Origin of the sequence: Microbacterium trichothecenolyticum (assembly GCF_030818955.1) — a bacterium.
In the GTDB taxonomy this organism is placed as follows: Bacteria; Actinomycetota; Actinomycetes; order Actinomycetales; family Microbacteriaceae; genus Microbacterium; species Microbacterium trichothecenolyticum_B.
The window spans coordinates 914,719-940,304 of sequence record NZ_JAUTBF010000001.1 but is presented as its reverse complement, the minus strand read 5'-3'; the positions used below and the strand labels follow the sequence as shown (position 1 = coordinate 940,304).

The window sequence follows — 25,586 nt, the reverse complement described above, 5'->3', positions numbered from 1 at the left end:
GAAGAAGAGGCCCGCACCCCGAACCTCCCGCACACCCCCGGCGTCCCGGATGCCGTGCCCCCACCGCGCGTCGCCAGCCCCGGCCCCGTGGCATCCTCGGGGCCGGTCGCGAGCCCCGGCCGTGTGGCGAGTCCCGGCCCTGTGGCATCCCCGGGGCCGGTCGCGAGCCCCGGCCCCGCGCCCCGCCCTGCCCTGTCCGCCCCGGCGGCATCTGCCCCGTCCGCCCCGGCGGCATCCGCCGTGGCACCAGCCCCCGCTCTCACCCCCGTCGACCCGAGCCACGCCTCCGCCCCGGTCGCCGACCACCCCATTCCCGGCGACGCGCCGCGCCCGTTCGACGCGGCGCCCGCAGACCCCGCGCCCGCTGCCGCCTCCGTCGACGGTGCCCTCACCGACGTCTCCGACGCCGCGCCCGCCGACGGCACCGAGCCCCACTTCGGCTCCTTCGCCGCCGAGCACCTCTCGCCCTCGTTCCCGCAGCGCGCGCCCTGGGGTACCGCCCAGCGCCTGCGCGCGTGGCAGGCCGAGGCGCTCGACCTCTACTTCGGCCTCGACGGACCCGACGGCGAGGGCAAGGGTCCCCGCGACTTCCTCGCCGCCGCGACCCCCGGCGCCGGTAAGACGACGTTCGCCCTCCGCCTCGCGTCCGAGCTCATGCGTCGCGGAGTCGTCGACCGCATCGTCGTGGTCGCCCCCACCGAGCACCTCAAGACCCAGTGGGCCGAGGCGGCCGCGCGCGTCGGCATCCGTCTCGATCCGTTCTTCTCCAATCGTCACGCCACGCCCTCGCGGCAGTACCACGGCGTCGCGGTGACCTACGCCCAGGTCGCGGTCAAGGCCGAGGTGCACCAGCGCCTGACGATGGATGCCAGGACCCTGGTCATCCTCGACGAGGTGCACCACGGTGGCGACGCCCTCAGCTGGGGCGACGCCCTGCGCGAGGCGTACAGCCGCGCGACCCGCCGACTTCTGCTGTCGGGGACGCCGTTCCGCAGCGACACCGCGCCCATCCCGTTCGTGGAGTACCACCCGAACGCCAAGGGGATCCGGCTCTCGCGGACCGACTACGCCTACGGCTACAAGCGCGCCCTCGAGGACGGCGTCGTCCGCCCCGTGTTCTTCCTCGTGTACGCCGGTCAGATGCGCTGGCGCACCAAGGCGGGGGAGGAGATGGAGGCCCAGCTCGGGCAGGACAACACCAAGGACATCACCGCGCAGGCCTGGCGCACCGCGCTCGACCCGAACGGCGACTGGATCCCCGCCGTCCTCCGCTCCGCCGATCGCCGCCTCACCGAGGTGCGCGAGACGGTTCCGGATGCCGGGGGGTCTCGTCATCGCGACCGACCAGACGGCCGCGCGCGCGTACGCCGCCATCCTCGAAGACATCGGCGGCGAGAAGGTCACCGTCGTGCTGTCCGACGAGGCCGAGGCCTCGAGCCGCATCGAGGAGTTCTCGAAGGGCACCAGCCGCTGGATGGTCGCCGTCCGCATGGTGTCCGAGGGCGTCGACGTGCCGCGCCTCGCGGTGGGCGTCTACGCCACGAGCGCGTCCACCCCGCTCTTCTTCGCCCAGGCCATCGGACGTTTCGTGCGCGCCCGTCGCCGAGGTGAGACCGCGAGCGTCTTCCTCCCCAACGTCCCCCAGCTGCTCGCCCTCGCGGGTGAGATGGAGGCGCAGCGCGAGCACGCCCTCGACCGCGACAGCGACGCGGAAGACCAGTGGAACGCCGAAGAAGACATGATGGATGCCGCCGAGCGCGAGGACAAAGCCTCCGACGCGCTCGAGCAGGAGTTCGAGTACCAGGCCCTCGGCTCGCTCGCCCACTTCGATCGCGTGATGTTCGACGGGCAGGAGTTCGGTCAGCTCGCCGTGCCCGGGACGATCGAGGAGGAGGAGTTCCTCGGCATCCCGGGGCTTCTCGAGCCCGAGCAGGTGCACGAGGTGCTCATGTCGCGCGCGACGCGGCAGTCGCGACACCGCTCCACGCGCGAGGCGAACGAGAAGGAGAGCGGCGTCGAACCGCCCAGCGTCGATGAGGGCGGCCTCCCCGCGCCGCTGCACCGCACCCTGAAGGAACAGCGGCAGCTGCTGAACACGATGGTCGGGCTGTATGCCCGCCAAAGCGGCGAGCCGCACGGCCTCGTCCACGCCGAGCTCCGACGCATCTGCGGCGGCCCCGCCGTCTCGCACGCCACCGTGGCGCAGCTGCAGGCGCGCATCGATCTCCTCCGCAAGCGCGTGCATTCCTAACACGCCGGCACAGGCGTACACGGGGCGAAGGCTCCGCGGCATCCCTGTTTTCCTGGGGCTTCGGAGCCCCGAAATGCTGGCAGTATCGGACGACGCGCCCGAGGGGGCCGATCCGCTTCATTACGGTTGTCGACGACCCGAAGGAGCACCGTGCCGACCGCCGCCACCCCCACCGCCCGCGACCGCCGTCGCTGGGCCCGCTATCTCGTCGACGAGCGCGCCGAAGCACGCGTGTACCGCGAGTTGGCCTCTCGCCGCACCGGTGAGGAGAAGGCGATCCTGCTCGCGCTGGCGGATGCCGAGGGACGCCACGAGCAGCACTGGATCGACCTGCTCGGCGAGACCCCGCAACGCCTGCCCGTGCCCGGCATCGGGACCCGTCTGCTGGCCTGGATGGCGCGTCGCTTCGGATCGATCTTCGTCCTCGCGCTCGCCCAGAACGCCGAAGCCCGCTCGCCCTACGCCGACGAGCCCTACGCCACGCCCGCGATGGCCGCCGACGAACGCATCCACCACGAGGTCGTACGCGGTCTCGCCGCCCGTGGGCGCCGCCGACTGTCGGGCACTTTCCGCGCCGCCGTCTTCGGCGCCAACGACGGTCTCGTGTCGAACCTCGCCCTCGTGATGGGCATCGGCGCCACCGGCGTCGCCCCCGGCTTCGTGCTGTTCAGCGGCATCGCGGGCCTGCTCGCCGGCGCGCTGTCGATGGGTGCGGGCGAGTTCGTCTCGGTGCGCTCGCAGCGCGAGCTGCTGGCCGCCACCGAAGAGAGCGACTTCGCCGACTCCGCCCTGCCGCACCTGGACCTGGATGCCAACGAGCTCGCGCTCGTGTACCGCACGCGCGGCATGGACCCCGACGAGGCCCTCGCCAAGGCCCGCGACGTCGTCACCGCCGCGCAGGCCGGGCGCGCGCCGGCGGGCGTCGCGCCGGGGGAGTCGTCGCACGAGGTCGTCGGCAGCGACTGGGGCGCGGCGGTGTCGAGCTTCCTGTTCTTCGCGTCGGGCGCGATCATCCCGGTGCTGCCGTGGATCCTGGGGCTCTCCGGCGTCGTCGCGGTCGTCGTCGCACTCGCGCTCGTCGGCGCGGCGCTCATGGCGACCGGTGCCATGGTGGGCCTGCTGTCGGGTACCTCGCCGCTCAAGCGCGGTCTGCGTCAGCTCGCGATCGGTTTCGGTGCGGCCGCGGTCACGTATGTGCTGGGTCTGCTGTTCGGGGTGTCGGCCGGTTGACCCGTGCGACGTGGCGTCCCGTCACGCATAAACACGATTCACGCGTATAAACGGTCCGTCCCCGCGTTTATGAGCGCGGACCGCGTTTACGCCGCCCCGGGCCCCGGCATCCGGATGTCACGGCACACGGCGACGCGCCCGTGCGAGCAGCCGCGAAGCGGCGTACAGCACCGCGCCGATGGCCGTCGCGAAGAACCCGATCGGCAGGTCGGTGCCGACCGAGAGGGCGATCGCGCTCCAGACGGTCACGAGCGTCAGGCCGAGCGAGAGCGCGAGGCCCTGACCCGGTGTGCGCGCGAGGATCTGCGCGGCGGCGGGCGGGCCGACCAGGAGCGCGAACATGAGCAGCGCCCCCACGACCGGAACGCTCACCGTCGTCGCCGCGGCAACCACGAGGGCGAAGACCAGGTCGATCGCGCCGACGCGCACCCCGCGGGCCGCGGCCAGCGACGGAAGGACGGATGCCAGCAGCAGGGGCCGTGCCACCAGCGCGAGGATCGCGAGGCACCCGGCGCCGAGGACGAGCATCGTGGCGATCTGGCCGGGAGCGACGCCGAGGATCTGCCCGAACAGCAGCGCGAACACCTCGGCGGCGTACTCGCGCGATCTGCTCAGGAACAGGGCCCCCAGCGCGAGCATCGTCACCAGGGTGAGGGCGGTGACGACGTCGTGACGCGCCCGCCTCCCGAGAAGCACGATGCCGATCGCCCCCGCCGCCGCGAACGCTCCCAGACCCAGCAGCGGATCGACACCGATCAGCACCGCTCCTGCGGCGCCCGCGAACGCGCCGTGCGGGACGGCGTGCGCGAAGAACGTGTTCCCTCTGAGCACGACGAAGAACCCCACGACTCCCGCCACGACAGCCACCACGGTGCCGCTCACCCACGCGGTGAGCAGGTACGGCGCGAACATCACGCCACCACCGTCCGCGACACCGAAGGCACCGCGGCGCGGATGACACGAGCCGCGACGTAGGTCAGGAACACCGCGGCCACGATCGTGAAGCTCACCGGCCAGCTCTTGCCCCCGAACCACTCGAAGCTGGCGAACGCGACGAGGCACCCGACCCACACCTGCGCGATCCCCATCAGGATCGACAGTGCCACCGCGACGCCGAGTCGACGCGTGCACAGCAGCGCGGTCGCTGCCGGCCCGATCAGCAGCGCGGTCGACAGGATCGCGCCGATCGACAGCGACGACAGCTGCACCGCGAGAGCCAGAGCGATGAGGAACAGGATGCCGGTCAGCCGCACGGGCACGCCACGCGCGGCCGCGAGGTCACGGTCGAGCGTCTCGAGCGTCAGCCACCGCCATGTGACGCCGACGATCACCAGCGTGATGGTCCCGAGCAGCACGACGACCGGGATGAGCCGGGTGTCGATCGAGAACAGTGAGCCGAACAGCACGGCGACCGCGGCGTTGCTGGAGCCCGCCGTCAGGGTGTCGAGGGCGAGGAAGAGCGCGGTCAGGCCCATTCCCGCGCCGAACACCACCCCCGTGGCGACGTCGCGCCCGGCCAGTCGGCGGGTGCCGATGCTCTCCATGACGACGGCCGAGACGACCCCGGCGAGCACGAAGCCCCACAGTTGGCTGATCCCGAGCAGAAACGCGCCTGATCCGCCGACGGCCCCCATGTCGGCGAGCGCATGCCCCGCGAACGACTGCCCCCGCGTGATCGTGAAGACCCCGACCACCGCCGTCACGGTCGCGACGACGGTCCCCACCGTCAGCGCGGTCTGCACCGTCGAGCTCGCGAAGAAGGCGCCTAACAGCGCGCTCATCGTGCCGGCCCGTCGTCGTCGGCGATGACGAAGGTGCGGCCCGCCGCCTCGATCACGCGCATCGGTCTGCGGTACAGCGCGCTCAAGACGTCGTCGCGGACGACCTCGGCCGGTGTGCCCACCGCGGCCCGTCCCTCCGCGAGGTAGGCCACGCGGTCGAGCACCGGCAACAGCAGGGTCAGATCGTGCGCGGTGACGACGATCGCGACGCCCGTGCGCTCGCGCAGCGCGTCCAACAGTACGACGACGTCACGCGCACTCACCGGATCCAGACTCGCCAGCGGCTCGTCGAGCAGCAGGAGCGCGGGGCGACTGACGATCGCGTGCGCAAGAAGCACGCGTTGCTGCTGGCCGCCCGACAGCTCGCCCACGCGCGCGTCGGCGAAGGCTGTCGCCCCGACGGCGTCCAGCGCCTCGTCGACGGCCGCGCGCAGGCGGCGCCGGCGCAGCGGGACACCGAGGCGCGCTCCGTCGAGGCCCAGCATGACGACATCGCGGGCGCGCAGCGGCGCGTGGGGATCGAGGCTGATCTTCTGCGGCACGTACCCGATGCCGGCCCGCCGGTCGGGTCGCTGCACGTACCCGACGTGGGGGCGCAGGATGCCGAGGAGCACCCGCAGCAGGGTCGTCTTGCCGGCGCCGTTGGAGCCGATGAGTCCGACGATCGACCCGGCGGGGACGTCGAGGTCGACGTCGTCGAGAACGGTGGCGCCGCCCAGGCGGACCCCGACCCCGCGCGCCATCAGGACGACGGCGGCGGAGTCGGGGTGGGGAAGTCCCGGATTCACAGGTGCTCGGTCGAGGTGCCCTGCGTCACCGCCGCTTCGAGGGCCTTCAGCTCCGCGGTCATCCAGTCCTGGTAGCGGTAGCCCTGCGGCATCGTCTCGTAGACGCCGACGACGGGGATGCCGTTGTCTTTGGCCAACTGCAGGTATTTGTCGGTCGTGTCGTCGGTGACCTGCTGGTTGTACAGGAAGGCTTTGACCTGCTTGCCGGTGAACAGCGCCTCCTGGGTGGCGGTGTCCTGCGCAGACGGATCGGTGTCGTTCATGATGGCGGCCTGCAGGTTCCACGGCGTCTTCACGTCGACGCCGGCCGCCTGCAGCATGTCATCGGCGACCGGCTCGGTCACCGCGACGGGCGTGCTCGGGTGGGCCTTGGCGAACGCCGACAGGGCATCGGTCCAGCTCGACAGCGAGGCCGTGAAGGTTGTGAGGTTCTGGGAGAACGTGGAGGCGTCGGCGGGATCGAGCGCCGAGAGATCCTTCGCGATGGCGGCGGCGACGGCGGGCATGGTCTTCGGGTCGTACCAGAGGTGCGGGTTCTCGGTCGAGTCGGGCAACCCGAGCACGTCCTGAGCCACGACGAGCTTGCGGGCGTCGTTGGGGGAGGCCTGCTCGAGGTCGGTCATGAAGTCGTCGTAACCGAGACCGTTCTGCACGATCAACTGGGCCTGCGCGACCTGCTGGGCGACCGTCGCGCTGGCTTCGAAGCTGTGAGGGTCGGTGTTCGGATCGCTCATGATCGAGGTCACCGAGACGTGGTCGCCGCCGATCTGCTCGACGACGTCGCCGTACTCGTTCTCCGCCGCGACGACCTGGATGGGTGGTGCGGCGGAGGTCTTCGTCTCCGCTGTGGTCCCGCCGCCCCCGGAGCAGCCGGCCAGCGCGACGGTCAGCACGGCCAGACCGGAGGCGACGAGGGCAGAGGTTCGGGCGAGGTTCATATCGGGTCCCTTCTCGAGCGCTCCTATTGAGAACGCTTATCGAGAAGACGGTATGACGTCCTTCTATCCGCGCCCGACGTGCCCGCTATCGATTCGCTGGAAACGCGGTGCCGGAGCCAGCAACGGAATGCCCCCGGGAGCCGTGGAACAACCGCACCGCTCCCGCAGAACGACGAAGAAGGCCCCGGGGTCAACCCGGGGCCTTCTTCGTCGTTCTGTGCGCGAGGGGGGACTTGAACCCCCACGCCCTAATACGGGCACTAGCACCTCAAGCTAGCGCGTCTACCTATTCCGCCACCCGCGCATTGGGTGTTTGTCGCTTGCGCAACGAGGAATGACATTACCACGCTCGCACGCCCCGCTCGAACCGACGCGGCTCCCCGGGCGCGTCTCGGTGTTCGGCGTCGTCGGATCCGACCGGCCGCGGCCGTCGCGCGCGGGTCGCCGACCCGCCCGACCCGCCCGCGCCCTCGCCGTCGAGGAACCCGCCACGACCACGCTCGAGCGGTGTCACCCGCGCGACGCGCGACGACGTGCGACGGAGGCGGCCCGGCGCCCCGGGTACCGTAGTGCGCATGCCCGAGCTCGAGAACGACGTCCCCGAGGTCGCCCGCCTCGCCTCCGACCTCATTCGTTTCGACACGTCGAACTACGGGGGCGGGCGCGCCGAGGGCGAGCGCGAGGCCGCCGAATACGTCGGCGCCTATCTCGAGTCCCTCGGCCTCACGGCCGAGTATTACGAGCCCGTCGAGCGTCGCACCAACGTCTGCGCGCGGGTTCCCGGGCGCAACCGCGACAAGCCGGCGCTCGTCCTGCACGGTCACCTCGACGTGGTCCCGGCCGTGGCCGAGGACTGGAGCGTCGACCCGTTCGCGGGCGAGATCCGCGACGGCGTTCTGTGGGGCCGCGGCGCGGTCGACATGAAGGACATGGATGCCATGATCCTCACCGCCGTCGCCGACATCTTGCGCGCGGGCGAGCAGCCCGAGCGCGACATCATCGTGACGTTCTTCGCCGACGAGGAGAACGGCGGTGTCGAAGGCTCGGCGCGGGTCGTGAAGGAGCGCCCCGAGTGGTTCGCGGGGGCGACCGAGGCGATCAGCGAGGTGGGCGGGTACTCGATCGCCGTCGGCGGCCGTCGGGCCTATCTGCTGCAGGTGGGCGAGAAGGGTCTGGTCTGGATCAAGCTCGTCGCGCGCGGCCGCGCCGGCCACGGCAGCGGTCTGCACCCCGACAACGCCGTGACCGCTCTGGCCGAGGCCGTCGCGGCCCTGGGCCGCACGCAGTGGCCGATCCGCCTCACCGACACCACCACGCAGCTTCTGGCGAAGCTGGCCGAGATCACCGGCGACGACGCGGGCGACCCGGATTCCCTCGCCCTGCGCACGGGCGCGGCATCCAGCTTCATCCGCTCCACCCTGCGCACCACGACCAACCCGACGGGTCTGACCGCGGGGTACAAGCACAACGTCATCCCCGATCGTGCCGAGGCGCTCATCGACGTGCGCGTCCTGCCGGGCACCGAGAAGGCCGCCCTCGCCGACATCCGCCGGATCGTCGGCCCGCACATCGACATCGAGATCGTCCACCAGGACATCGGTCTCGAAGTCCCCTTCTCGGGCGACCTCGTCGACGCGATGGTCGCGCAGCTCGATCGCCACGACCCGGGTGTCCCCGTCATCCCCTACCTGATGGGCGGCGGCACCGACAACAAGGCCCTCGCGGGCCTCGGAATCTCCGGTTACGGATTCGCGCCGTTGCGACTCCCCGCCGACCTCGACTTCACCGGGATGTTCCACGGTGTCGACGAGCGCGTCCCCGTCGACGCGCTCGAGTTCGGTCGACGAGTTCTCGCCGACCTCCTCCGGACGTACTGAAGGACCGCATGCATATCTTCGAGGTCATCATCCTCGGGCTCGTTCAGGGCCTCACCGAGTTCCTCCCGATCTCCTCCAGCGCCCACCTGCGCATCGTGGGCGAGTTCCTCCCGTCGCGAACCGACCCCGGTGCGACCTTCACCGCGATCACGCAGATCGGCACCGAGCTCGCGGTGCTGCTGTACTTCCGCAAGAAGATCGCGCGCGTGATCTCGCGCTGGTTCCTGTCCCTCACCGGCCGCGTGCCGCGCAACGACCCCGACGCCCGCATGGGCTGGTACATCATCATCGGCACGCTCCCGATCGCCGCGCTCGGGTTCCTGCTGCAGAGCCTCATCCGCGACAACTTCCGCAGCCTGTGGATCACGGCCATCGTGCTCATCGTCTTCGGCATCCTGCTCGGCGTCGCCGACCACTACGGCAAGCGTCGTCGCGAGCTCGAAGATCTGAACGTCGGCCACGGCTTCGCCTTCGGTTTCGCTCAAGCCCTCGCCCTCGTTCCCGGCGTGTCGCGGTCGGGCGCCACCACGACCCTCGGCCGTGCCCTCGGCTACAAGCGCACCGCGGTCGCCGAATACTCGTTCCTGCTCGCCGTGCCCGCGGTGTTCGCGAGCGGTTTCTACGAGCTGTACAAGAGCTTCGACGAGGGCACCGGCCCCTACAACCTCGGCGAGACGGCGTTGGCCACGGTCATCGCCTTCGTGGTCGGCTACGTCGTGATCGCGTTCCTCATGCAGTACCTGAAGAAGGGCAGCTTCCTGCCCTTCGTGATCTACCGCGTCGCGCTCGGCCTCCTGATCATCGTCCTGCTCTCGCTGGGCGTGATCCCCGCGGTGTCGACCGTCATCACCAGCTGAGAGTCCCTACGACGAAGGCGCCGTCCCCTCGGGGGCGGCGCCTTTCTCGTGTGCTCAGCGGCGCGGCGGATCGTCGCGACCGGGCTTGGTCGGCCCGTCGCCGCCGCGGCGCAGGTACCGCTCGAACTCCTGGGCGATCGCGTCGCCCGAGGCCTCGGGGGAGTCCCAGGTGTCGCGCGTCTGCTCGAGCTGGCGGATGTAATCGCTCATCTCGTCGTCGTCGGCGGCAGCCGCGTCGATCGAGGCCTCCCACGCCCGCGCCTCGGTCTCGAGGTCGCCGCGGGGCACCGCGATGCCGGTGATGGACTCGAGCCGCTCGAGCAGGGCGAGGGTCGCCTTCGGCGACGGCGTGTGGCCGGCCACGTAATGCGGAACGCTGGCCCACAGGCTCGCGGTCGGGATGCCGACGCCCTCGGCCGCGTGGCCGATCGCGCTCAGGATGCCGACGGGCCCCTCGTACAGGCTCTTCTCGAGGCCGAGCGACTGGCGGACGCCGTCGTTGTCGCTGCCGGCGAAGACCGAGATCGGTCGCGTGTGCGGCACGTCGGACATCATCGAACCGAGCGCGACGAAACCCGTGACGTCCTCGCGCAGGGCGACGTCGATGAACTCCGCTGCGAAGGCCTGCCACGCCCGCGCGGGCTCGACGCCCACGAGCAGCCAGATCTCGGCGTCGTCGGTGCGGTCGACGGGGCGCAGCAGCTTCGCCTCGGGCCAGGTGAGGGTGCGTCGCCCCTCGGCATCCAGCCCGATCTGGGGGCGCGTGTACTGATAGTCGAAGTACAGCTCCGGGTCGACCGTGTGCACGATTTCGTACTCGGCGTCGGCGCGCAGCAACGCCGCCGCCGCTGACGCGGCTTCTCCGGCGTCGTTCCAGCCGTCGAAAGCGGCGACGATGATCCGGCGACCCAGTGCGTCCACGCAACCTCCTCTGCCCCGTCGGGGCTGGCTTCCAGAATAGGCGCACGCGCCCGCTCCCGGCCGGACGGGGCGGCCCGGGCCGCTGGATACGATGGCACGATGACTTCTTCCGCCCTCGCTGCGGTCCTGTGGGACATGGACGGCACCCTCGTCGACACCGAGCCGTACTGGATGGCCGCCGAGGTGCCGCTCGTCGAGCGCTTCGGGGGCACGTGGACGCACGAGCAGGCCCTGGGCATGGTGGGGCTCGCGCTCGAGGATTCCGCCCGGCTCCTGCAGGGCGCCGGCGTTCCATGGAGCGCCGACGAGATCATCGCCTACCTCACCGACGAGGTGCTGCGCCAGCTCGCCGACACGGGTGTGCCGTTCCGCCCCGGCGCGCGAGAGCTGCTCGCCGACCTGCGCGCGGCCGGCGTCAAGACGGCGCTCGTGACGATGTCGATGCGTCGCATGGCGCTGTCGATCGTCGAGCTCATCGACTTCCCCGCCTTCGACATCGTGGTCGCCGGCGACGACGTCGAACGCCCCAAGCCCTACCCCGACCCGTATCTGCAGGCGGCAGCGGCCCTGGGGGTCGACATCGCCGACGCCGTCGCGATCGAGGACTCGCCCAACGGACTCCGCTCGGCGATCGCCAGCGGCGCGGTGTCGCTCGGGGTCCCGCTCATGGTTCCGCTCGAGGGCGTCGGAGCGCACGCGCTCTGGCCGAGCCTCGCGGGCCGCACCGCCACCGACCTGCGCGCGCTCCATGCGGCGCACGCCCCCGCCTTCCCGACCGAGACGCGAGTGACCCGATGAGCGAGACCCCCCACCTGAGCGGACCGTTCCGCATCGGAGACCGCGTGCAGCTGACGGGGCCCAAGGGCCGCATGCACACGATCACCCTGCGCGAGGCCGGCGAGCTGCACACCCACAACGGGGTGCTGAAGCACGAGCTGCTGGTCGATCAGCCCGACGGCAGCGTCGTGACCAACAGTTCCGGTCACGACTACCTCGCGGTGCGTCCCCTGCTGCGCGATTTCGTCATGTCCATGCCGCGCGGAGCCGCGATCGTCTACCCGAAAGACGCGGCGCAGATCCTCGCGCAGGCCGACATCTTCCCCGGCGCGACGGTCGTGGAGGCGGGTGTCGGCTCCGGCGCGCTGTCGCTGTGGCTGCTGCGCGCGATCGGCCCCGCGGGGCGACTGCTGTCGTTCGAGCGTCGTGAGGAGTTCGCCGACGTCGCCCGCGCCAACGTGCAGACCTTCCACGGCGAACTGCCCGACACCTGGCAGGTGATCGTCGGCGATCTCGTCGAGAGTCTCCCGGATGCGGTGGCCCCGGCATCCGTCGACCGCATCGTGCTCGACATGCTCGCGCCGTGGGAGTGCATCGATGTCGCCGCCGACGCGCTCACCCCGGGCGGCGTGGTGCTCTGCTACATCGCCACCGCCACGCAGCTGAGCCGGGTCGCCGAATACATCCGTGCGACGGGACTGTTCACCGAACCGGATGCCAGCGAGACGATGGTGCGCGGGTGGCACGTCGAGGGGCTCGCGGTGCGTCCCGACCATCGCATGGTCGCGCACACCGGCTTCCTGATCACGGCCCGTCGTCTCGCACCCGGTGCCGTGCCGCCCGAGGTGAAGCGCCGGGCGTCGAAGTCGAGCTACGGCGACGAAGACGTGGAGCTGTGGACGCCCCGGAGCCGTGGGCGATCGCCAGATCACCGACAAGAACCTCCGTAAGCGCGTGCGGGAGGCGCAGAAGGCCGCGGATGCCGTGCGTCCCTCCGGGGTCGTCGAGGCGGACGGCGAGGCGTCACCGACGGCGGACGCGGGTGAGGCGGCGGGGGAGTCCCGCCCGACCGCCTAAACTGATCCGGTGCGCAGACTCCCCGCTCTCGTGGCCGTGACCGCTCTGGCCGGATTCGGCCTCGTCGGATGCTCGGCCTCCGCCGCGTCCTCGTGCCCCACACCGACCGACAGCGCCCTCGCCTCGGTCGTCGATGTCACGGGTGATTTCGCGACGACGCCGACGATCTCGGTGCGCTCGCCCTTCAACCCCACGCAGGCGGGCACGCAGACCCTCATCGAGGGAGACGGCCAGCGCATCACCACCGACTCGCAGCTCGCGCTCGTCGACGTGACGGTTCTCGACGCGGCGACCGGCGAGCAGGTCGGGGCGACGCGCTACGCCCCCGACGTGGCATCCGCCACCCCGATCGTTCGGCTCACCCAGGCCGTGCCGGCTCTGGCGCCGCTGCTGACCTGCGTCGCCGAGGGCTCTCGTGTGGCCGTGGCCATCCCGGGCGACCAGGTCGGCACCCAGGGCGCGCAGGGCTTCGGCCTCGGCGAGGGCGACGGAGCGATCCTCGTGCTCGACGTGCGCAAGGTGTTCCTGCCCGCCGCAGACGGTGCCGACCAGTACAACGCCGACTCGGGAATGCCCGCGGTCGTGCGCGCGCCCGACGGCCAGCCCGGGGTGGTCATCCCCGCGGGCGACGCGCCCACCGAGGTGCGTTCGCAGACCATCAAGAAGGGCGACGGCGACGTGGTGAACGCCGACTCCTCGGTGATCATCCACCTCCAGGGCGTGGCGTGGGGCGCCAAGACCACGTTCGCCTCGACGTGGGAGAACGGTGCTCCCGGCCAGGCGCAGATCTCGCAGCTGCCGTCCGCCCTCGCTTCCGCCCTCGACGGGCAGACCGTGGGCTCGCAGGTGCTCGTCGTGGTACCGGCCGACCAGACCGCTCAGGATCAGCAAGTGCTGCAGGCACCCGCCGACAAGGCTCTCGTCTACGTCGTCGACATCCTCGGCACGGTCGGCTGACCCGTCGCCCCCGGCGCCTAGGATGGGCGGGTGCCCGCCACCTCGCCTCGAAGCGCTCCCGAGGAGCGCCTCGTCAACCTCGTCGTCGCCCTCATGGCGACCGAGCAGGGGCTGACCAAGGACACGATCCTGTCCTCGGTGGCGGGGTACCGCGAACAGCTCGAGGCCGGGGCGTCGAAGGACGCGCTCGAGAAAATGTTCGAGCGCGACAAAGAGAGCTTGCGCGGTCTCGGCGTGCCGATCGAGACGATCGGCAACCGCACCGACCCCGACGACCTGCGCGAGGCGCGCTACCGCGTGCCGACGGCCGAGTACTCCCTGCCCGACGACATCACGTTCAGCCCCGCCGAGGTCGCCCTGCTCAACATCGCGGGCGGTGTGTGGGGAACGGAGTCGCTGTCGGCCGACGCCCGCAGCGGTCTGCGCAAGATCCGTGCCCTGGGCAACGCCGTCGACGAGCCGATCATCGGGTATGCGCCCCGTATCCGCGTGCGCGACGCCTCGTTCGCCACGCTGCAGCGCGCGATCGAGGAATGTCGCGTCGTGACCTTCACCTACCTGCGTCCCGGTGAGGGGCGTCCCCACGAGCGACGTATCCGTCCGCTCGCGCTCGTGGAGTACGAGGCGCGCTGGCACGTGTACGGGTTCGACCTGAACATGGATGCCGACCGCACCTTCCTGCTGGCCCGCATCATCGGCGACGTGACCGTGACGCGTACGAAGTTCCCCCCGGCTCTGCGCGAGGGAGCGGGGGAGCGTGCGCTGGCGGGGCTGCGCGCGGTGGCCGAGCGCCAGCGCGCGCTGCTCGAGGTGCACCCCGGCACCGAGGCGGCGCTGCGGCTCGCCCGCCGCGCTCAGGAGGCTCCGCAGGGCATCGTGGTGCCCTACGTCGACATGCACGTCTTCGCCGACGAGCTGGCGTCGTACGGTCCGGAGGTGCGCGTGGTGGCCCCCGCAGATCTGCGCGCCGAGGTGATGCGTCGTCTCGAGGCGACCCTGGCGCTGCACGGGGGGATCCGATGAGCACCGATCGTCCTGTCGCGGCGCTCGATCGCGCCGCCCTCCTGCTGCAGCTCGTGCCCTACCTGCTCGGCAAGGGTGAGGTGTCGGTGGCCGAGGCGGCCGCCGACTTCGACGTGACACCGGCGCAGATGCGCGCGATGGTCGAGCGTCTCACCGTCATCGGTCTCCCGGGGGAGAGCGGGTACTGGCAGCTGCCCCACGACCTCTTCGACATCGACTGGGATCTGCTCGACCGCGACGACGTGATCGCCATCACCAACACCGTCGGCCTCGAACGCTCACCCCGCCTGACCGCTCGCGAGGCGGCGGCGCTGCTCGCGGGATTGCAGCTGGCCCGCAGCCTTCCCGGCTTCGGCGACAGCGATCTCGTCACCGGACTGCTCTCGAAGCTCGCACGGGGCGCGGCGGCCACCCCCGCGCCGGTCATCGTGGCTCCCGGTCCCGTCGACGGCGTGCGCGACGTGGTCGACGAGGCGCTGCGCTCCCGGGTCGCCGTGACCTTCACGTATCGCGCGCCCGGTGCCGGGCCCACGGCACGCACCGTCGACCCCATCAAGGTGCACATCGCGAACGGTCAGTGGTACCTGCAGGGCTGGTGTCACATGCGGCGGGCGGTGCGCACCTTCCACCTCGACCGTGTGAGCGACGCCGCCCTCACCGATATCCCCGCCGTGCACGGTGGCGACCCCGTCCCCGAGCTGTTCGCTCCCTCCGACGACGAGGTCGTCGCGCGATTCCGTTTCCCTCGCGCGGTGGCCCCCCTACTGGCCGATTACCTCGAGCGCGCGGAGGTCGAACATGTCGACGACGACACGGCCGTGGCATCCCTGCGCCTCGCCGACGAGCAGAGCCTGAAGCGCCTCGCGGCACGTCGCGGTGGCGAGGTGGAGTTGATCGAGCCCGCGGGCGCGCGCCGTGCCGCGGCCGAATGGGCGGCGGCGGGCCTGGCGCAGTACCGCGGCGAGCCGCACCGCGAGGGGCCGTAGGGGCGTCGTCCTGAGCATCCGCACCGAGTCGTGCGAGCTCGGCGCGGGTCGGGCCCCGATCGGGACGTGCGGGTTAGACTGGTGCGAACGCCCGAACGAAAAGAGGAGTCCTCATGCTTCAGGGATTGACCGGATGGCACCTGCTGATCGTTCTGGCCGTCTTGGTGCTGCTCTTCGGTGCCACCAAGCTCCCCGCGCTCGCCAAGAGCGTCGGCCAGTCCGCTCGTGTCTTCAAGAACGAGATGAAAGAGATGAAGCGCGACGACGAGGTCTCCGCCTCGTCGACCGAGGCGCCGCGCGCGCCCGAGACCGGCACGGCGTCGACGGCGGCTCCCGAGCCGCGCAGGTCGAACGACACCGCGATCTGACGCGTGGCGACAGCGGGACCGCCGCGGATCGACGTGCCGGAGGGTCCGCGGCGCGATAAGCGTATGTCGATCGGCGCTCACCTGGTCGAGCTGCGCAAGCGGCTCATGATCGCCGCCGCGGCGCTCGTGGTCGGCATGGTGGTGGCGTTCGTCATCACCGACCCGATCATCCACCTCATCACCGAGCCGATCCGCGAGATCGCGGCGCGCCGCGGCGACGATTTCTCGGCGCTGAACTTCACGTCGGTCACGTCGGCGTTCGATCTGCGCATGCGCATCGCGTTCTCGATCGGCATCTTCCTCTCGGCCCCGGTGTGGCTGTGGCAGATCTGGGCGTTCATCATGCCCGGGCTCACGCGCAAAGAGATCCGCTACACCGTGGCGTTCGTGGCATCCGCCGTTCCCCTGTTCTTCCTCGGGTGCTGGGTCGGTCTGCTGATCGTGCCGCACGTGATCGAGCTGATGTGGGGCTTCACTCCCGAGGGCGGTGTGAACTTCTACAACGCCGTCGACTACTACGACTTCGTCTTCAAGCTGATGATCGTGGTGGGTGTGGCGTTCGTGCTGCCGGTGTTCCTCGTCGCGCTCAACGTCGCAGGCGTGATGAGCGGCAAAGCCATCCTCGAGGGCTGGCGCGTCGCGATTCTCATCGCGACGGTGTTCTCGGCGCTGGCGACCCCCGCGGCCGACATCGTCAGCATGCTCCTGCTCGCAGGCATCCTCGTCGTGCTCTTCTTCGCGGCGGCGGGCCTGTCGATGCTCTTCGATCGGCGCAAGGCGCGTCGCGCCGATGTGCTCGACCTCCCGTCCGGGCCCGTCGCGTGAGCGCCCCGAGCCCCGCCGAGCGTTTCGCTCGTGCCGCGGCGCGTTCGACGCACCCGCACACGGCGGACTTCGCCGAGATGCAGCGGTTCGAGCTCGACGACTTTCAGATCGCCGGATGCCACGCCCTCGAGGACGGCCGCAGCGTGCTGGTGGCCGCCCCCACCGGCGCGGGTAAGACGATCGTCGGCGAGTTCGCGATCCACCTGGCGATGCTCGAGGCCGGCGACAAGGCGTTCTACACCACGCCCATCAAGGCCCTGTCGAACCAGAAGTTCCACGAGCTCCAAGACGTCTACGGCGACGACCAGGTGGGTCTTCTCACCGGTGACACGAACATCAACGCCTCGGCGCGCATCGTCGTGATGACCACCGAGGTGCTGCGCAACATGCTGTACGCCGACTCGCCGGCGCTGCGCGGCCTGCGCTTCGTGGTGATGGACGAGGTGCACTACCTCGCCGACCGCTTCCGCGGAGCGGTGTGGGAGGAAGTGATCATCCACCTGCCGCCGTCGGTGAAGCTCGTGTCGCTGTCGGCGACGGTGTCCAACGCCGAGGAGTTCGGCGACTGGCTCGATACCGTGCGCGGCGACACCGAGGTCATCGTGTCCGAGACGCGGCCGGTTCCCCTCGAGCAGCACGTGCTCGTGCGCGGCGACCTGCTGCCGCTCTTCGACGACCGCGCGGGCGTGGCGACCGCGCAGGTCAACCAGGAGCTGCTGCGCATCCGCGGCGGCAACGCGGGCGGGTTCGAGAACAACCGGCGCGCGCAGGAGTACCGCTCGCAGCGGCACGCCGGCGGACGTCGTCAGTCGTGGAGCGGGCACAAGCCGACGCGGGCGTCACAGGCGCCCCGCATCGAGCGCATCGACCGCCCCGAGGTCGTCGAGCTGCTGCAGCGCAACCACCTGCTGCCCGCCATCTTCTTCATCTTCAGCCGCGCCGGCTGCGACGCCGCCGTGCAGCAGCTGCGGCGCGCGAACGTGCGGCTCACCTCGGCCGAGGAGCGCACCGAGATCCGCCAGATCGTCGACGAGCTGACCTTCACCCTCAAAGACGAAGACCTCGCCGTCCTGCACTTCTGGGAGTGGCGCGAAAACCTCGAGCGCGGCATGGCCGCCCATCACGCCGGGCTGCTGCCGGCCTTCAAAGAGGTCGTCGAAGAACTCTTCCGCCGCAAGCTCGTCAAAGTCGTCTTCGCCACCGAGACGCTCGCCCTCGGCATCAACATGCCCGCGCGCACGGTCGTGCTCGAGAAGCTCGAGAAGTTCAACGGCGAGGCCCGCGTCGCGATCACGTCGGGGGAGTACACCCAGCTCACCGGTCGCGCCGGCCGCCGCGGCATCGACGTCGAGGGCCACGCGGTCGTGCAGTTCACCGAGGGCCTCGACCCGCAGTCGGTCGCCGCCCTCGCTTCGCGCCGCACGTACCCGCTGAACTCCAGCTTCCGGCCCACGTACAACATGGCCGTCAACCTCATCGACCAGTTCGGGCGCGCCCGCGCCCGCGAGATCCTCGAATCCTCGTTCGCCCAGTTCCAGGCCGATCGCTCGGTCGTCGGGCTCGCGCGTCAGGTGAAGGATGCCGAGGAGTCCCTCGCCGGGTACGAGCAGGCCATGACGTGCGACCGCGGTGACTTCCGCGAGTACTCCACGATCCGCCGTGAGCTCAGCGATCTCGAGAAGATCAACCGCCGTGACGCCACCGCCCCCCGACGGCTGCGCGATGAGCGGCAGCAGCAGATCCAGTCGCTGCGGCGCCGGATGCAGCGGCATCCGTGCCACGCGTGTCCCGACCGCGAGGCGCACGCGCGCTGGGCGGAGCGGTACTGGAAGCTCAAGCGCTCCACCGACAAGACGCGGCAGCAGATCGACCAGCGCACCCGCACCGTGGCCCGCGTGTTCGATCGCGTCGTCGACGTGCTCGGCGCTCTCGAGTACGTCGCGATCGACGACGACGGTACCACCGTCCTCACCCCGGCCGGCCGCACGATGCGCCGCATCTACGGCGAGCGCGACCTGCTCGTCGCGGAGTCGCTACGTCAGGGGCTGTGGAAGGGCCTCGACGGGCCGTCGCTGGCGGCGCTGGCCTGCTGCCTCGTCTACGAACCGCGGCGCGACGAAGCCGGGCCGGGGGAGCGAGGCCTTCCCCGTGGAGCTTTCCGCGCCGCCCTGGATGCCACGCAGACGCTCTGGCAGGAGCTCGACGACCTCGAGCGCGACCGCCGTCTGCCCGGGTCGGAATCGCCGGCGTCGGGGCTGGCTCCCGCCATGCACGCGTGGGCGAGGGGTCTGCCGCTGGACAGCGTCTTGACGCTGGCCGACATGGCGGCGGGCGACTTCGTGCGGTGGGCCAAGCAGACCATCGACCTGCTCGACCAGATCTCGCTGGTCGCCGAGCCCGCGTTGGCCAAGACGGCGCGGACGGCTCTCGACTCCGTGCGGCGCGGCATCGTCGCATACACGTCGGCGTGAGCGGGGTGTCGGCACGCGCCGGCCGCCTCCGGCTCGCCGCCGCGCCCCCGCCGGTGCTGCGTCTGGCGTTCGCGGCTCCCCTGTCGGTCGTGGCGGGGTTGCTGCTGGTCACCGCCTTCCCCGCGTTGGCGTGGTGGCCGATGGCGCTGCCCGCCGTCGGGCTCTCCCTGGTCGTCCTGGCGGGCCGGGGTGTGTGGTCCTCGATGCTCGTCGGGTTCCTGTTCGGTGCGGCCTTCTTCTCGGTCAACCTGCTCTTCACGGCGCGCTACCTCGGATGGATCCCGTGGATGGCGCTGTCGATGCTCGAGGCGCTGCTGACGGCGTTGTTCGCCGCGCCGATCGCCCTCGCCTACCGGTGGATGCCGCGGATCGCGCCGGGAACGCTCGGCCGGCTCGTGCTGCTGCCGGCGCTCGTGGCGGGGTTGTGGACGCTGCGCGAGCAGATCGTCGGCTCGTGGCCGTACGGCGGGTTCCCGTGGGGGCGCATCGGTGTCTCGCAGGTCAACGGCCCTTTCGCCGAGGTGGCGTCGTGGGTGGGGATGTCGGGCCTGTCCTTCCTGGTCGTGATGTTGTGCGCGATGGCGATCGAGTACGTGCGCAGCGGACGGCTCCGCCGCCTCACGCGTGCCGTCCCGGCCGCGATCGTGCTCGTCGTGCTGCTGTCGCTGCCGCAGTTCCCCACGACGGCGGCCGGTTCGCTGCGCGTCGGCGCGGTGCAGGGCAACGGGCCTGCGGGGTACTTCGACCACCGCACGCGAAACGCCGTGCTGAACGCTCAGCTCACGGCATCCGTCCCGCTCTTCGGGCAGAAGATGGACGTGCTGCTGTGGCCCGAGGGCGGCGTCGATTCGGATCCGACGTCGAACCCCGCCACGGCGGCGGCGCTGGACGAGCTGTCGCGCCGGGTGAACGCCCCGGTGTTGCTGTCGGCGGTCACCGAGCGCGATTCGCAGTTGTTCAACTCGTCGCTGCTGTGGACGCAGGACGGTCAGCGAGGCGGAACGTACGACAAGCGGCATCCGGTGCCGTTCGGGGAGTACGTGCCCGACCGGGCGTTCTGGGAGCCCTTCGCGCCCGACCTCATCGGCCTGATCGGTCGCGAGTACACCCCCGGCACGGCTCCTCCTCTGATCGATCTGAACGGTGTGGGCATCGGCCTGGCGATCTGTTTCGACGTCATCTACGACGACGTGGTGTGGGACGGGGCCGCCGAGGGTGCGCAGGTCTACATGTTCCAGACCAACAACGCCGACTTCCGCGGCACCGACGAGAATCTGCAACAGCTCGCATTCGCGCGTATGCGGGCGATCGAGACGGGGCGTTCCGTGGTGAATCTGTCGACCGTGGGCACGAGTGAGGTCATCGCTCCCGACGGCGCGACGCTCGATCAGTTGCCGATCGACGTGGCCGGGCACATGCTGACCGATGTGCCACTGCGCGAGGGCCTGACGCCCGCCGTCGTGATCGGTCCCGCCGTCAAGATCGTCCTGGGGTGGGGCGCCATCGCGGCGCTGCTCGCCGCGGGACTCGTCGTGGCGATCCGCTCACGGAGCACGAGAAAGACGCCGACCCCCGAGAGGGCCGGCGTCTGAATTCTTCGGTCAGCGTCAGGCGCTGAGTTTCTCGTTTCCTGCACCACGACGGGCACGCACGAAGGCGAGGCGCTCTTCGAGCAGCTCTTCGAGCTCGGGGATGGTGCGGCGCTCGAGCAGCATGTCCCAGTGCGTACGGGCGGCCTTGTCGCCCGAGTGGTCGACGGTCGCGGTGCCCTCGCCGATGCGCAGAAGGGCCTCGGCGCCGCACGTGCGGCATTCCCAGGACTCCGGAACTTCGGCGTCGGCAGCGAAGGTCAGGACGGTGTCGCGTCCGCAGGTGCTGCAGATGTAGGTGTGTTGTGCACGGTCGTGAAACACGACGCCGTCTTCGCTCTGGAGGCTCTGGGCGCCGAGTCGGATGCCGCGGAGACTGCGGTCTGCCATTGTGTGGTCCTCTCGTCGGTCCCCATGTATAACGCTCGCACCTGTGCGCTTTATTCGAACCGCGGGTAGCTGGGCGGGTTTCACAGAGAATGCTCAGACAGCTTGCGTTCACCATCCCTTCACGAGCGCGAGGGCGACGTCGGCGCGATCGGTGACGAGACCGTCGACGCCGGCGTCGAGCAGGCGCTCCATGTCGGCGGGGGCGTTCACGGTCCACACGTGCACCTCGACGCCCGCGGCGTGCGCGTCGCGGATCAACCCACGTGTCACCACCGGGACCATGCGCTGCCGCTCGGGGAGCTGAAGGGCATCGAGCTCCGCCAGCAACGATCGCACGCGCTGGCGTTGGCGCAGCGCCCGGGCCGTGAGCAGGCGCGCCATCGTCGTCGAGCCGGGCGAGGTGGCGGGGCGGCGGGCAGCCCCCGCGCGACGGGCGGCCTCGAGGGCGGCGAGGCGCCGCTCGTCCGAGAAACTGGTCACGAGCACGCGTTCGGCGTGCGCGGCGACCAGCCGACCGACCGGTTCTGCGGCGTCGGCCGCCTTGACGTCGAGATTGAAGCGCAGCGCGGGGAAGGCGTCGAGCGCCTGAGCGAGCGTGATCAAGCCGCCGCGGTCCGACATCAGTTCCTCGAGCTCGCGCAGGCGGACGTCGGCGACGGCGCGGGGATCCTCCGCGACCCGCCGCAGGTCGACATCGTGGAACAGCACCACTTCGCCGTCGGCCGTGACATGACAGTCCGACTCGACGTAGGCGGCACCGGCCGCGTGCGCCGCGGCCACCGCGGCGAAAGAGTTCTCCGCCACGCCGTGCGCGGCGGCGTCGGGCGAGACGAAGCCGCGATGGGCCAGGACTCGCGGTCCGTCCGGCGCGAGATACGGATGCCGGGCGGCGGGCGGTGCGGTCATGTTCGGGGCCTCCGGGCGAAACCTAGCATGTCCGCGTGACGGGTTCGCCGGGGCTGGACGACGGCGCCGTCGGGCTCGTGGGCGTGTGCGCGGACGCCGGTGCGGGGGCGGGGTCGATAGGCTGGGGGATGGCCCGAGCACCCCCGGTTCACGGCCGCACATCCCCATTTCGTCAGGAGAATCCGTGTCCCAGACCCTTCCCTCCGGCTCCCTGAGCGGCAAGACCGCGCTCGTCACCGGCTCGTCGCGCGGCATCGGCGCCGACACCGTGCGTTACTTCGCCGAGGCCGGCGCGAACGTCGTCATCAACTTCCGCAACAAGGCGCCGCGCGCGGAGAAGCTGGCGGCTCAGCTGCGAGGGTTGGGCGTCGAGGCGCTCGTCGTGGGAGCCGACCTCACCGACCCCGCGTCGGTGCAGGCGATGTTCGACGAGGTGCAGCGTACGTTCGGCGGACTCGACATCCTCGTGCTCAACGCTTCGGGCGGCATGGAGTCCGGCATGGCCGAGGACTACGCGCTGCTGCTGAACCGCGACGCGCAGGTCAACGTGCTCGAGACGGCCCTGCCGCTGCTCAACGCCGACGCGCGCGTCGTCTTCGTCACCAGCCACCAGGCGCACTTCATCCGCACCACCCCGACGATGCCGGAGTACGAGCCGGTCGCGCTGTCCAAGCGTGCGGGCGAAGACGCGCTGCGCGAGCGGATTCCTGCCCTCGAAGAGCGCGGCATCGGTTTCACCGTCGTCTCGGGCGACATGATCGAGGGCACGATCACGGCGACGCTGCTCGAGCGTGCCAATCCCGGTGCCATCGCGCGCGCGCCGCGAGGACGCCGGCAAGCTCTACAACGTCGCGGAGTTCGCCGCCGAAGTCGCCCGTGCCGCGGTCGACCCCGTGCCGGCCGACAACACCCGACTCGTCGGAGACACGGACTCGTTCGGAGGCGAGTGAGCATGCGCCCGATCGATATCGAGGCGCTCGTCTCCGTCGGTCGTCCGGCCCTGTCGTCCGACGGCGCCTTCGCCGTCTTCGCCACATCGCGCCCCGACCTCGCCGCCGATCGTGGTGTCGGCCAACTCTGGCGGGTCGACCTCCCCGGCGGCGCGCCCCGACGCCTGACGCGCGGCGTCGCCGACCGTTCGCCGCGCCTGTCGCCCGATGACCGGACGGTGGCGTTCCTCCGTGCCGACGAGCGCGGTCGTGCGCAGGTGTTCGTCGCCCCGGCGACGGGCGGCGAGCCCGTGCAGGTCACCGACCAGCCCGGCGGCGTCACCGACCTCGCGTGGTCGCCCGACGGCATCCGCATCGCCTTCTCGGCGCGCGTCCCCGAGCAGGGCCGGTACGGCACCGTCGAGGGCCGGGATGCCGCGGCCGAGCCGCCGCGCCGGATCACCGGCATCCGGTGGCACGCGAACGGTCTCGGGTATCTCGACCGTCCCAGCCATCTCTTCGTCGTCGACGCGCCGTCGACCGACGCGGAGCCGTTCTACGCGCCCGCCCCGGCGCTCGACGCCCCCGAGAAGCGGGTCGTCGCCGCCGAGCCCACGCGGCTGACCGACGGTGACACCAGCTGGAGCGGCGTGGTGTGGACGACCGACGGCAACGAGCTGCTCAGCGTTCCCGACGTGATCGAGACCGATCGCCGCGATCTGCGCGACCGGGTCATCGCGATCGCCGTGGACGGCGGCGCGCAGCGCGAGGTGCTGGGTACCGCGACCGATCTGTCGATCTCCGAGGTCGCGGTCGCCCCCGACGGCACGCTCTTCCTGCTCGCCAACGACGTGGGACCCGGGGGCATGGACTTCGTCGCCCCCGGCGTCGCGTTGTACGTTCTCGACGCCGAGGGCCCGCGTCGGCTTACCGACGCCGGGACCGTCGACCTCGGCGAGGTCGGCAGCCACGTCTCGTTCGACGGCGCCGATATTCTCGTCCAGGACCGCACGCGCGGTCGCGTCCGCCTGCTGCGCGTCACGCGCGGGGGAGAGGTGACCGAGGTGCTCGGGGGAGACCTCGAGGTCAACGGCCATGCGGTGAGGCACGGCCGGGTCGTGGCATCCGTCGCCTCGCCGGAGTCGTTCGGGGAGCTCGTGCTCGTGGAGGGGCGCGAGGTGCGCGCCCTCACCGACTTCGGTGCGTCGGTGCGCGAGCGGGGTGTCGTCGTGCCCGTCGAGCACGAGATCACCGGTCGCGACGGCTACCCCGTGCACGGGTGGGTCGCCACTCCCGCGGGGGAGGGACCGTTCCCGGTGATCCTGCAGATCCACGGTGGGCCCTACGCCTCGTACGGGGTGCACGTCTTCGACGAGACGCAGGTGCTCGTCGACGCCGGGTACGCCGTGGTCTACAGCAACCCGCGCGGCAGTGCCGGCTACGGCCGGGAGCACGGCCGCTCGATCCGCCAGCGGATGGGCACGCTCGACTTCTTCGACGTCATGGACTTCTTCGACGGCGTCGTCGCGGCCGACCCTCGCCTCGACGGCGATCGTGTGGGCGTGATGGGCGGCTCGTACGGCGGATACATGACGGCCTGGGTCATCGCGCACGACCACCGTTTCGCCGGCGCGATCGTCGAGCGCGGGTTCCTCGACCCGACCGCCTTCCCCGGCTCGAGCGACATCGGCTCGTTCTTCGGGCAGGAGTACGTCGGCACCGACCCCGCTCTCGTGGCGTCGCAGAGCCCGATGGCGGTGGTCGACCAGGTGCGCACGCCCACGCTCGTGCTGCACTCCGAGCTCGACTTCCGCTGCCCGCTCGAACAGGCGACGCGGTACTACGCGGCGCTGAAGCAGCAGGGGACCGAGGCCGAGATGCTCATCTTCCCCGGCGAGGACCACGAGCTGACCCGCGGGGGTCGCCCGCAGCATCGGGTGCAGCGTTTCGACGCGGTGCTGGAGTGGTGGCGCAGACACCTCCCGACCGCATGACGAGAAGGGGACCGGATGCCGTGGCATCCGGTCCCCTTCTCGTTCGGTGTTACGCGGCCTTGCCGAACTGGATCGCGCGGACGATCTGGAAGACGCCGATGATCACGAGCGAGACGCCGATCAGGATGAACAGCGTGAGCCCAGCGATCAGCGGCGATACGAGCAGCACGATGCCGGCGAGGATGCTGATGATCGCGAAGAAGATCGTCCACGCGCGGGCCTTCGAGTTGTGGTTCACGGTGGTGAGCGAGACGACGCCCTCGATGATCCACAGGATGCCGACCAGGGTGCCGATGAAGACGCCGAACCACGCGGTGGTGGCGGGAAGGTTGAAGAACGAGAAGATGCCCGCGACGATGAACAGCACCCCGAGCACGATGTACCCGAGACGGGCCCAACCCGAGCGCCAGAACAGGCCGATGCCGATGTTGACGATGCCCGCGATGATGACGTAGATCGAGATGATGCCGACGGCTACCTCGGCGGTGCGGCCCGGCCAGAGCAGGATGAGAAGGCCGATGATGAGCGAGAGCGCCCCGCTGACACCGAGCGCAGTGCGGACGGCGCCGACGGCGGGGCTGGTGGTAGACGACGACATGGCGAGCCTTTCTGAGTGAAAGCTGTGAACAGTGCTCACCTTAGACCTCAGGG

At 70.8% G+C, this 25,586-nt stretch carries 20 protein-coding genes, 1 tRNA gene and 3 pseudogenes; 15 read left to right on the top strand and 9 right to left on the bottom strand.

From position 1 onward, the window contains the following. Positions 1 to 309: 309 nt before the first annotated feature. Together QE412_RS04525 and QE412_RS04520 are read left to right on the top strand one after the other, a co-directional pair. Positions 310 to 2,251, top strand: a pseudogene (locus QE412_RS04525) (DEAD/DEAH box helicase). A 150-nt stretch (positions 2,252 to 2,401) separates the two neighbouring features. After that, complete coding sequence (locus QE412_RS04520) at positions 2,402 to 3,481, top strand: VIT1/CCC1 transporter family protein (RefSeq protein ID WP_307480669.1); 1,080 nt, start codon at positions 2,402 to 2,404, stop codon at positions 3,479 to 3,481. Positions 3,482 to 3,598: 117 nt separating this feature from the next. On the opposite strand, the gene QE412_RS04515 is transcribed toward QE412_RS04520, so the two are convergent. From QE412_RS04515 to QE412_RS04495, 5 genes are all read right to left on the bottom strand, one after another. Beyond that, positions 3,599 to 4,393: a metal ABC transporter permease gene (locus QE412_RS04515; protein ID WP_307487020.1), complete on the bottom strand. Its 795-nt coding sequence runs from the start codon at positions 4,391 to 4,393 to the stop codon at positions 3,599 to 3,601. Beyond that, positions 4,393 to 5,262: a metal ABC transporter permease gene (locus tag QE412_RS04510; protein ID WP_307480667.1), complete on the bottom strand. Its 870-nt coding sequence runs from the start codon at positions 5,260 to 5,262 to the stop codon at positions 4,393 to 4,395. The genes QE412_RS04515 and QE412_RS04510 overlap by 1 nt, the downstream gene beginning before the upstream one ends. Then, positions 5,259 to 6,050 carry a metal ABC transporter ATP-binding protein gene (locus QE412_RS04505; protein ID WP_307480664.1) on the bottom strand — a complete coding sequence of 264 codons (792 nt, stop codon included), beginning with the start codon at positions 6,048 to 6,050 and terminating at the stop codon, positions 5,259 to 5,261. Before QE412_RS04505 ends, QE412_RS04510 begins: the two co-directional genes overlap by 4 nt. After that, complete coding sequence (locus tag QE412_RS04500) at positions 6,047 to 6,988, bottom strand: metal ABC transporter solute-binding protein, Zn/Mn family (RefSeq protein WP_307480661.1); 942 nt, start codon at positions 6,986 to 6,988, stop codon at positions 6,047 to 6,049. The genes QE412_RS04505 and QE412_RS04500 overlap by 4 nt, the downstream gene beginning before the upstream one ends. A 218-nt stretch (positions 6,989 to 7,206) precedes the next feature. After that, positions 7,207 to 7,292 (bottom strand) — tRNA-Leu (locus tag QE412_RS04495). Positions 7,293 to 7,563: 271 nt separating this feature from the next. Here QE412_RS04495 and QE412_RS04490 point away from each other — a divergent pair. Then, positions 7,564 to 8,865, top strand: a complete 1,302-nt coding sequence (locus tag QE412_RS04490) for a M20/M25/M40 family metallo-hydrolase (RefSeq protein ID WP_307480659.1) — start codon at positions 7,564 to 7,566, stop codon at positions 8,863 to 8,865. Between the two features lie 8 nt (positions 8,866 to 8,873). Then, entirely contained in the window at positions 8,874 to 9,722 is an 849-nt protein-coding gene (locus QE412_RS04485; protein WP_307480657.1) for an undecaprenyl-diphosphate phosphatase, read from the top strand. Between the two features lie 54 nt (positions 9,723 to 9,776). On the opposite strand, the gene QE412_RS04480 is transcribed toward QE412_RS04485, so the two are convergent. Then, entirely contained in the window at positions 9,777 to 10,643 is an 867-nt protein-coding gene (locus QE412_RS04480) for a PAC2 family protein (protein ID WP_307480655.1), read from the bottom strand. 99 nt (positions 10,644 to 10,742) lie between these two features. Here QE412_RS04480 and QE412_RS04475 point away from each other — a divergent pair, with 99 nt between their 5' ends. The 9 genes and pseudogenes from QE412_RS04475 to lnt all read left to right on the top strand — a co-directional run bounded on the left by QE412_RS04475 (position 10,743) and on the right by lnt (position 20,719). Further along, positions 10,743 to 11,441 carry an HAD family hydrolase gene (locus QE412_RS04475; protein WP_307480652.1) on the top strand — a complete coding sequence of 233 codons (699 nt, stop codon included), beginning with the start codon at positions 10,743 to 10,745 and terminating at the stop codon, positions 11,439 to 11,441. Continuing rightward, positions 11,438 to 12,497: pseudogene (locus QE412_RS04470) on the top strand (tRNA (adenine-N1)-methyltransferase). The gene QE412_RS04475 and the pseudogene QE412_RS04470 overlap by 4 nt, the downstream one beginning before the upstream one ends. A gap of 9 nt (positions 12,498 to 12,506) precedes the next feature. Further along, positions 12,507 to 13,454, top strand: coding sequence for an FKBP-type peptidyl-prolyl cis-trans isomerase (locus QE412_RS04465; protein WP_307480649.1), 948 nt, complete (start codon positions 12,507 to 12,509; stop codon positions 13,452 to 13,454). Positions 13,455 to 13,484: 30 nt separating this feature from the next. Further along, a complete protein-coding gene (locus tag QE412_RS04460) occupies positions 13,485 to 14,477 on the top strand; it encodes a helix-turn-helix transcriptional regulator (RefSeq protein ID WP_307480645.1) in 993 nt (330 codons plus the stop codon). Continuing rightward, on the top strand, positions 14,474 to 15,463 hold the full coding sequence (locus tag QE412_RS04455) for a helix-turn-helix transcriptional regulator (RefSeq protein ID WP_307480643.1): 990 nt from the start codon (positions 14,474 to 14,476) through the stop codon (positions 15,461 to 15,463). The genes QE412_RS04460 and QE412_RS04455 overlap by 4 nt, the downstream gene beginning before the upstream one ends. 113 nt (positions 15,464 to 15,576) lie before the next feature. Continuing rightward, positions 15,577 to 15,831, top strand: coding sequence for a Sec-independent protein translocase subunit TatA (gene tatA, locus QE412_RS04450; RefSeq protein WP_307480641.1), 255 nt, complete (start codon positions 15,577 to 15,579; stop codon positions 15,829 to 15,831). A gap of 63 nt (positions 15,832 to 15,894) precedes the next feature. Then, positions 15,895 to 16,656, top strand: a complete 762-nt coding sequence (gene tatC / locus QE412_RS04445; RefSeq protein WP_307480638.1) for a twin-arginine translocase subunit TatC — start codon at positions 15,895 to 15,897, stop codon at positions 16,654 to 16,656. Further along, positions 16,653 to 19,127, top strand: coding sequence for a DEAD/DEAH box helicase (locus QE412_RS04440; protein ID WP_307480635.1), 2,475 nt, complete (start codon positions 16,653 to 16,655; stop codon positions 19,125 to 19,127). The genes tatC and QE412_RS04440 overlap by 4 nt, the downstream gene beginning before the upstream one ends. After that, positions 19,124 to 20,719 carry an apolipoprotein N-acyltransferase gene (lnt, locus tag QE412_RS04435; RefSeq protein WP_307480632.1) on the top strand — a complete coding sequence of 532 codons (1,596 nt, stop codon included), beginning with the start codon at positions 19,124 to 19,126 and terminating at the stop codon, positions 20,717 to 20,719. Before QE412_RS04440 ends, lnt begins: the two co-directional genes overlap by 4 nt. A gap of 15 nt (positions 20,720 to 20,734) precedes the next feature. Here the strand turns inward: lnt and QE412_RS04430 are convergent, their stop codons facing one another. Together QE412_RS04430 and QE412_RS04425 are read right to left on the bottom strand one after the other, a co-directional pair. Continuing rightward, positions 20,735 to 21,106 carry an RNA polymerase-binding protein RbpA gene (locus QE412_RS04430; protein WP_307480630.1) on the bottom strand — a complete coding sequence of 124 codons (372 nt, stop codon included), beginning with the start codon at positions 21,104 to 21,106 and terminating at the stop codon, positions 20,735 to 20,737. A gap of 108 nt (positions 21,107 to 21,214) precedes the next feature. After that, the gene (locus QE412_RS04425) at positions 21,215 to 22,012 is read right to left on the bottom strand and encodes a glycerophosphodiester phosphodiesterase family protein (RefSeq protein ID WP_307480628.1); all 798 of its coding nucleotides are present in this window, start codon (positions 22,010 to 22,012) and stop codon (positions 21,215 to 21,217) included. Between the two features lie 184 nt (positions 22,013 to 22,196). On the opposite strand from QE412_RS04425, the pseudogene QE412_RS04420 reads away from it, so the two are divergent. Beyond that, positions 22,197 to 22,962 (top strand): annotated as a pseudogene (locus tag QE412_RS04420) (SDR family oxidoreductase). Between the two features lie 2 nt (positions 22,963 to 22,964). Next, positions 22,965 to 24,935, top strand: coding sequence for a S9 family peptidase (locus QE412_RS04415; protein ID WP_307480626.1), 1,971 nt, complete (start codon positions 22,965 to 22,967; stop codon positions 24,933 to 24,935). A 49-nt stretch (positions 24,936 to 24,984) separates the two neighbouring features. Here the strand turns inward: QE412_RS04415 and QE412_RS04410 are convergent, their stop codons facing one another. Continuing rightward, on the bottom strand, positions 24,985 to 25,533 hold the full coding sequence (locus QE412_RS04410) for an HdeD family acid-resistance protein (protein WP_307480623.1): 549 nt from the start codon (positions 25,531 to 25,533) through the stop codon (positions 24,985 to 24,987). Positions 25,534 to 25,586 lie beyond the last annotated feature (53 nt).

Bases quoted from the DNA above. Each gene is read 5' to 3' on its own strand.
- QE412_RS04515 (WP_307487020.1), bottom strand. From the start codon at position 4,393: ATGTTCGCGCCGTACCTGCTCACCGCGTGGGTGAGCGGCACCGTGGTG.
- QE412_RS04510 (WP_307480667.1), bottom strand. From the start codon at position 5,262: ATGAGCGCGCTGTTAGGCGCCTTCTTCGCGAGCTCGACGGTGCAGACC.
- QE412_RS04500 (WP_307480661.1), bottom strand. From the start codon at position 6,988: ATGAACCTCGCCCGAACCTCTGCCCTCGTCGCCTCCGGTCTGGCCGTG.
- QE412_RS04490 (WP_307480659.1), top strand. From the start codon at position 7,564: ATGCCCGAGCTCGAGAACGACGTCCCCGAGGTCGCCCGCCTCGCCTCC.
- QE412_RS04485 (WP_307480657.1), top strand. From the start codon at position 8,874: ATGCATATCTTCGAGGTCATCATCCTCGGGCTCGTTCAGGGCCTCACC.
- QE412_RS04475 (WP_307480652.1), top strand. From the start codon at position 10,743: ATGACTTCTTCCGCCCTCGCTGCGGTCCTGTGGGACATGGACGGCACC.
- QE412_RS04455 (WP_307480643.1), top strand. From the start codon at position 14,474: ATGAGCACCGATCGTCCTGTCGCGGCGCTCGATCGCGCCGCCCTCCTG.
- tatA (WP_307480641.1), top strand. From the start codon at position 15,577: ATGCTTCAGGGATTGACCGGATGGCACCTGCTGATCGTTCTGGCCGTC.
- tatC (WP_307480638.1), top strand. From the start codon at position 15,895: ATGTCGATCGGCGCTCACCTGGTCGAGCTGCGCAAGCGGCTCATGATC.
- QE412_RS04430 (WP_307480630.1), bottom strand. From the start codon at position 21,106: ATGGCAGACCGCAGTCTCCGCGGCATCCGACTCGGCGCCCAGAGCCTC.
- QE412_RS04425 (WP_307480628.1), bottom strand. From the start codon at position 22,012: ATGACCGCACCGCCCGCCGCCCGGCATCCGTATCTCGCGCCGGACGGA.
- QE412_RS04415 (WP_307480626.1), top strand. From the start codon at position 22,965: ATGCGCCCGATCGATATCGAGGCGCTCGTCTCCGTCGGTCGTCCGGCC.
- QE412_RS04410 (WP_307480623.1), bottom strand. From the start codon at position 25,533: ATGTCGTCGTCTACCACCAGCCCCGCCGTCGGCGCCGTCCGCACTGCG.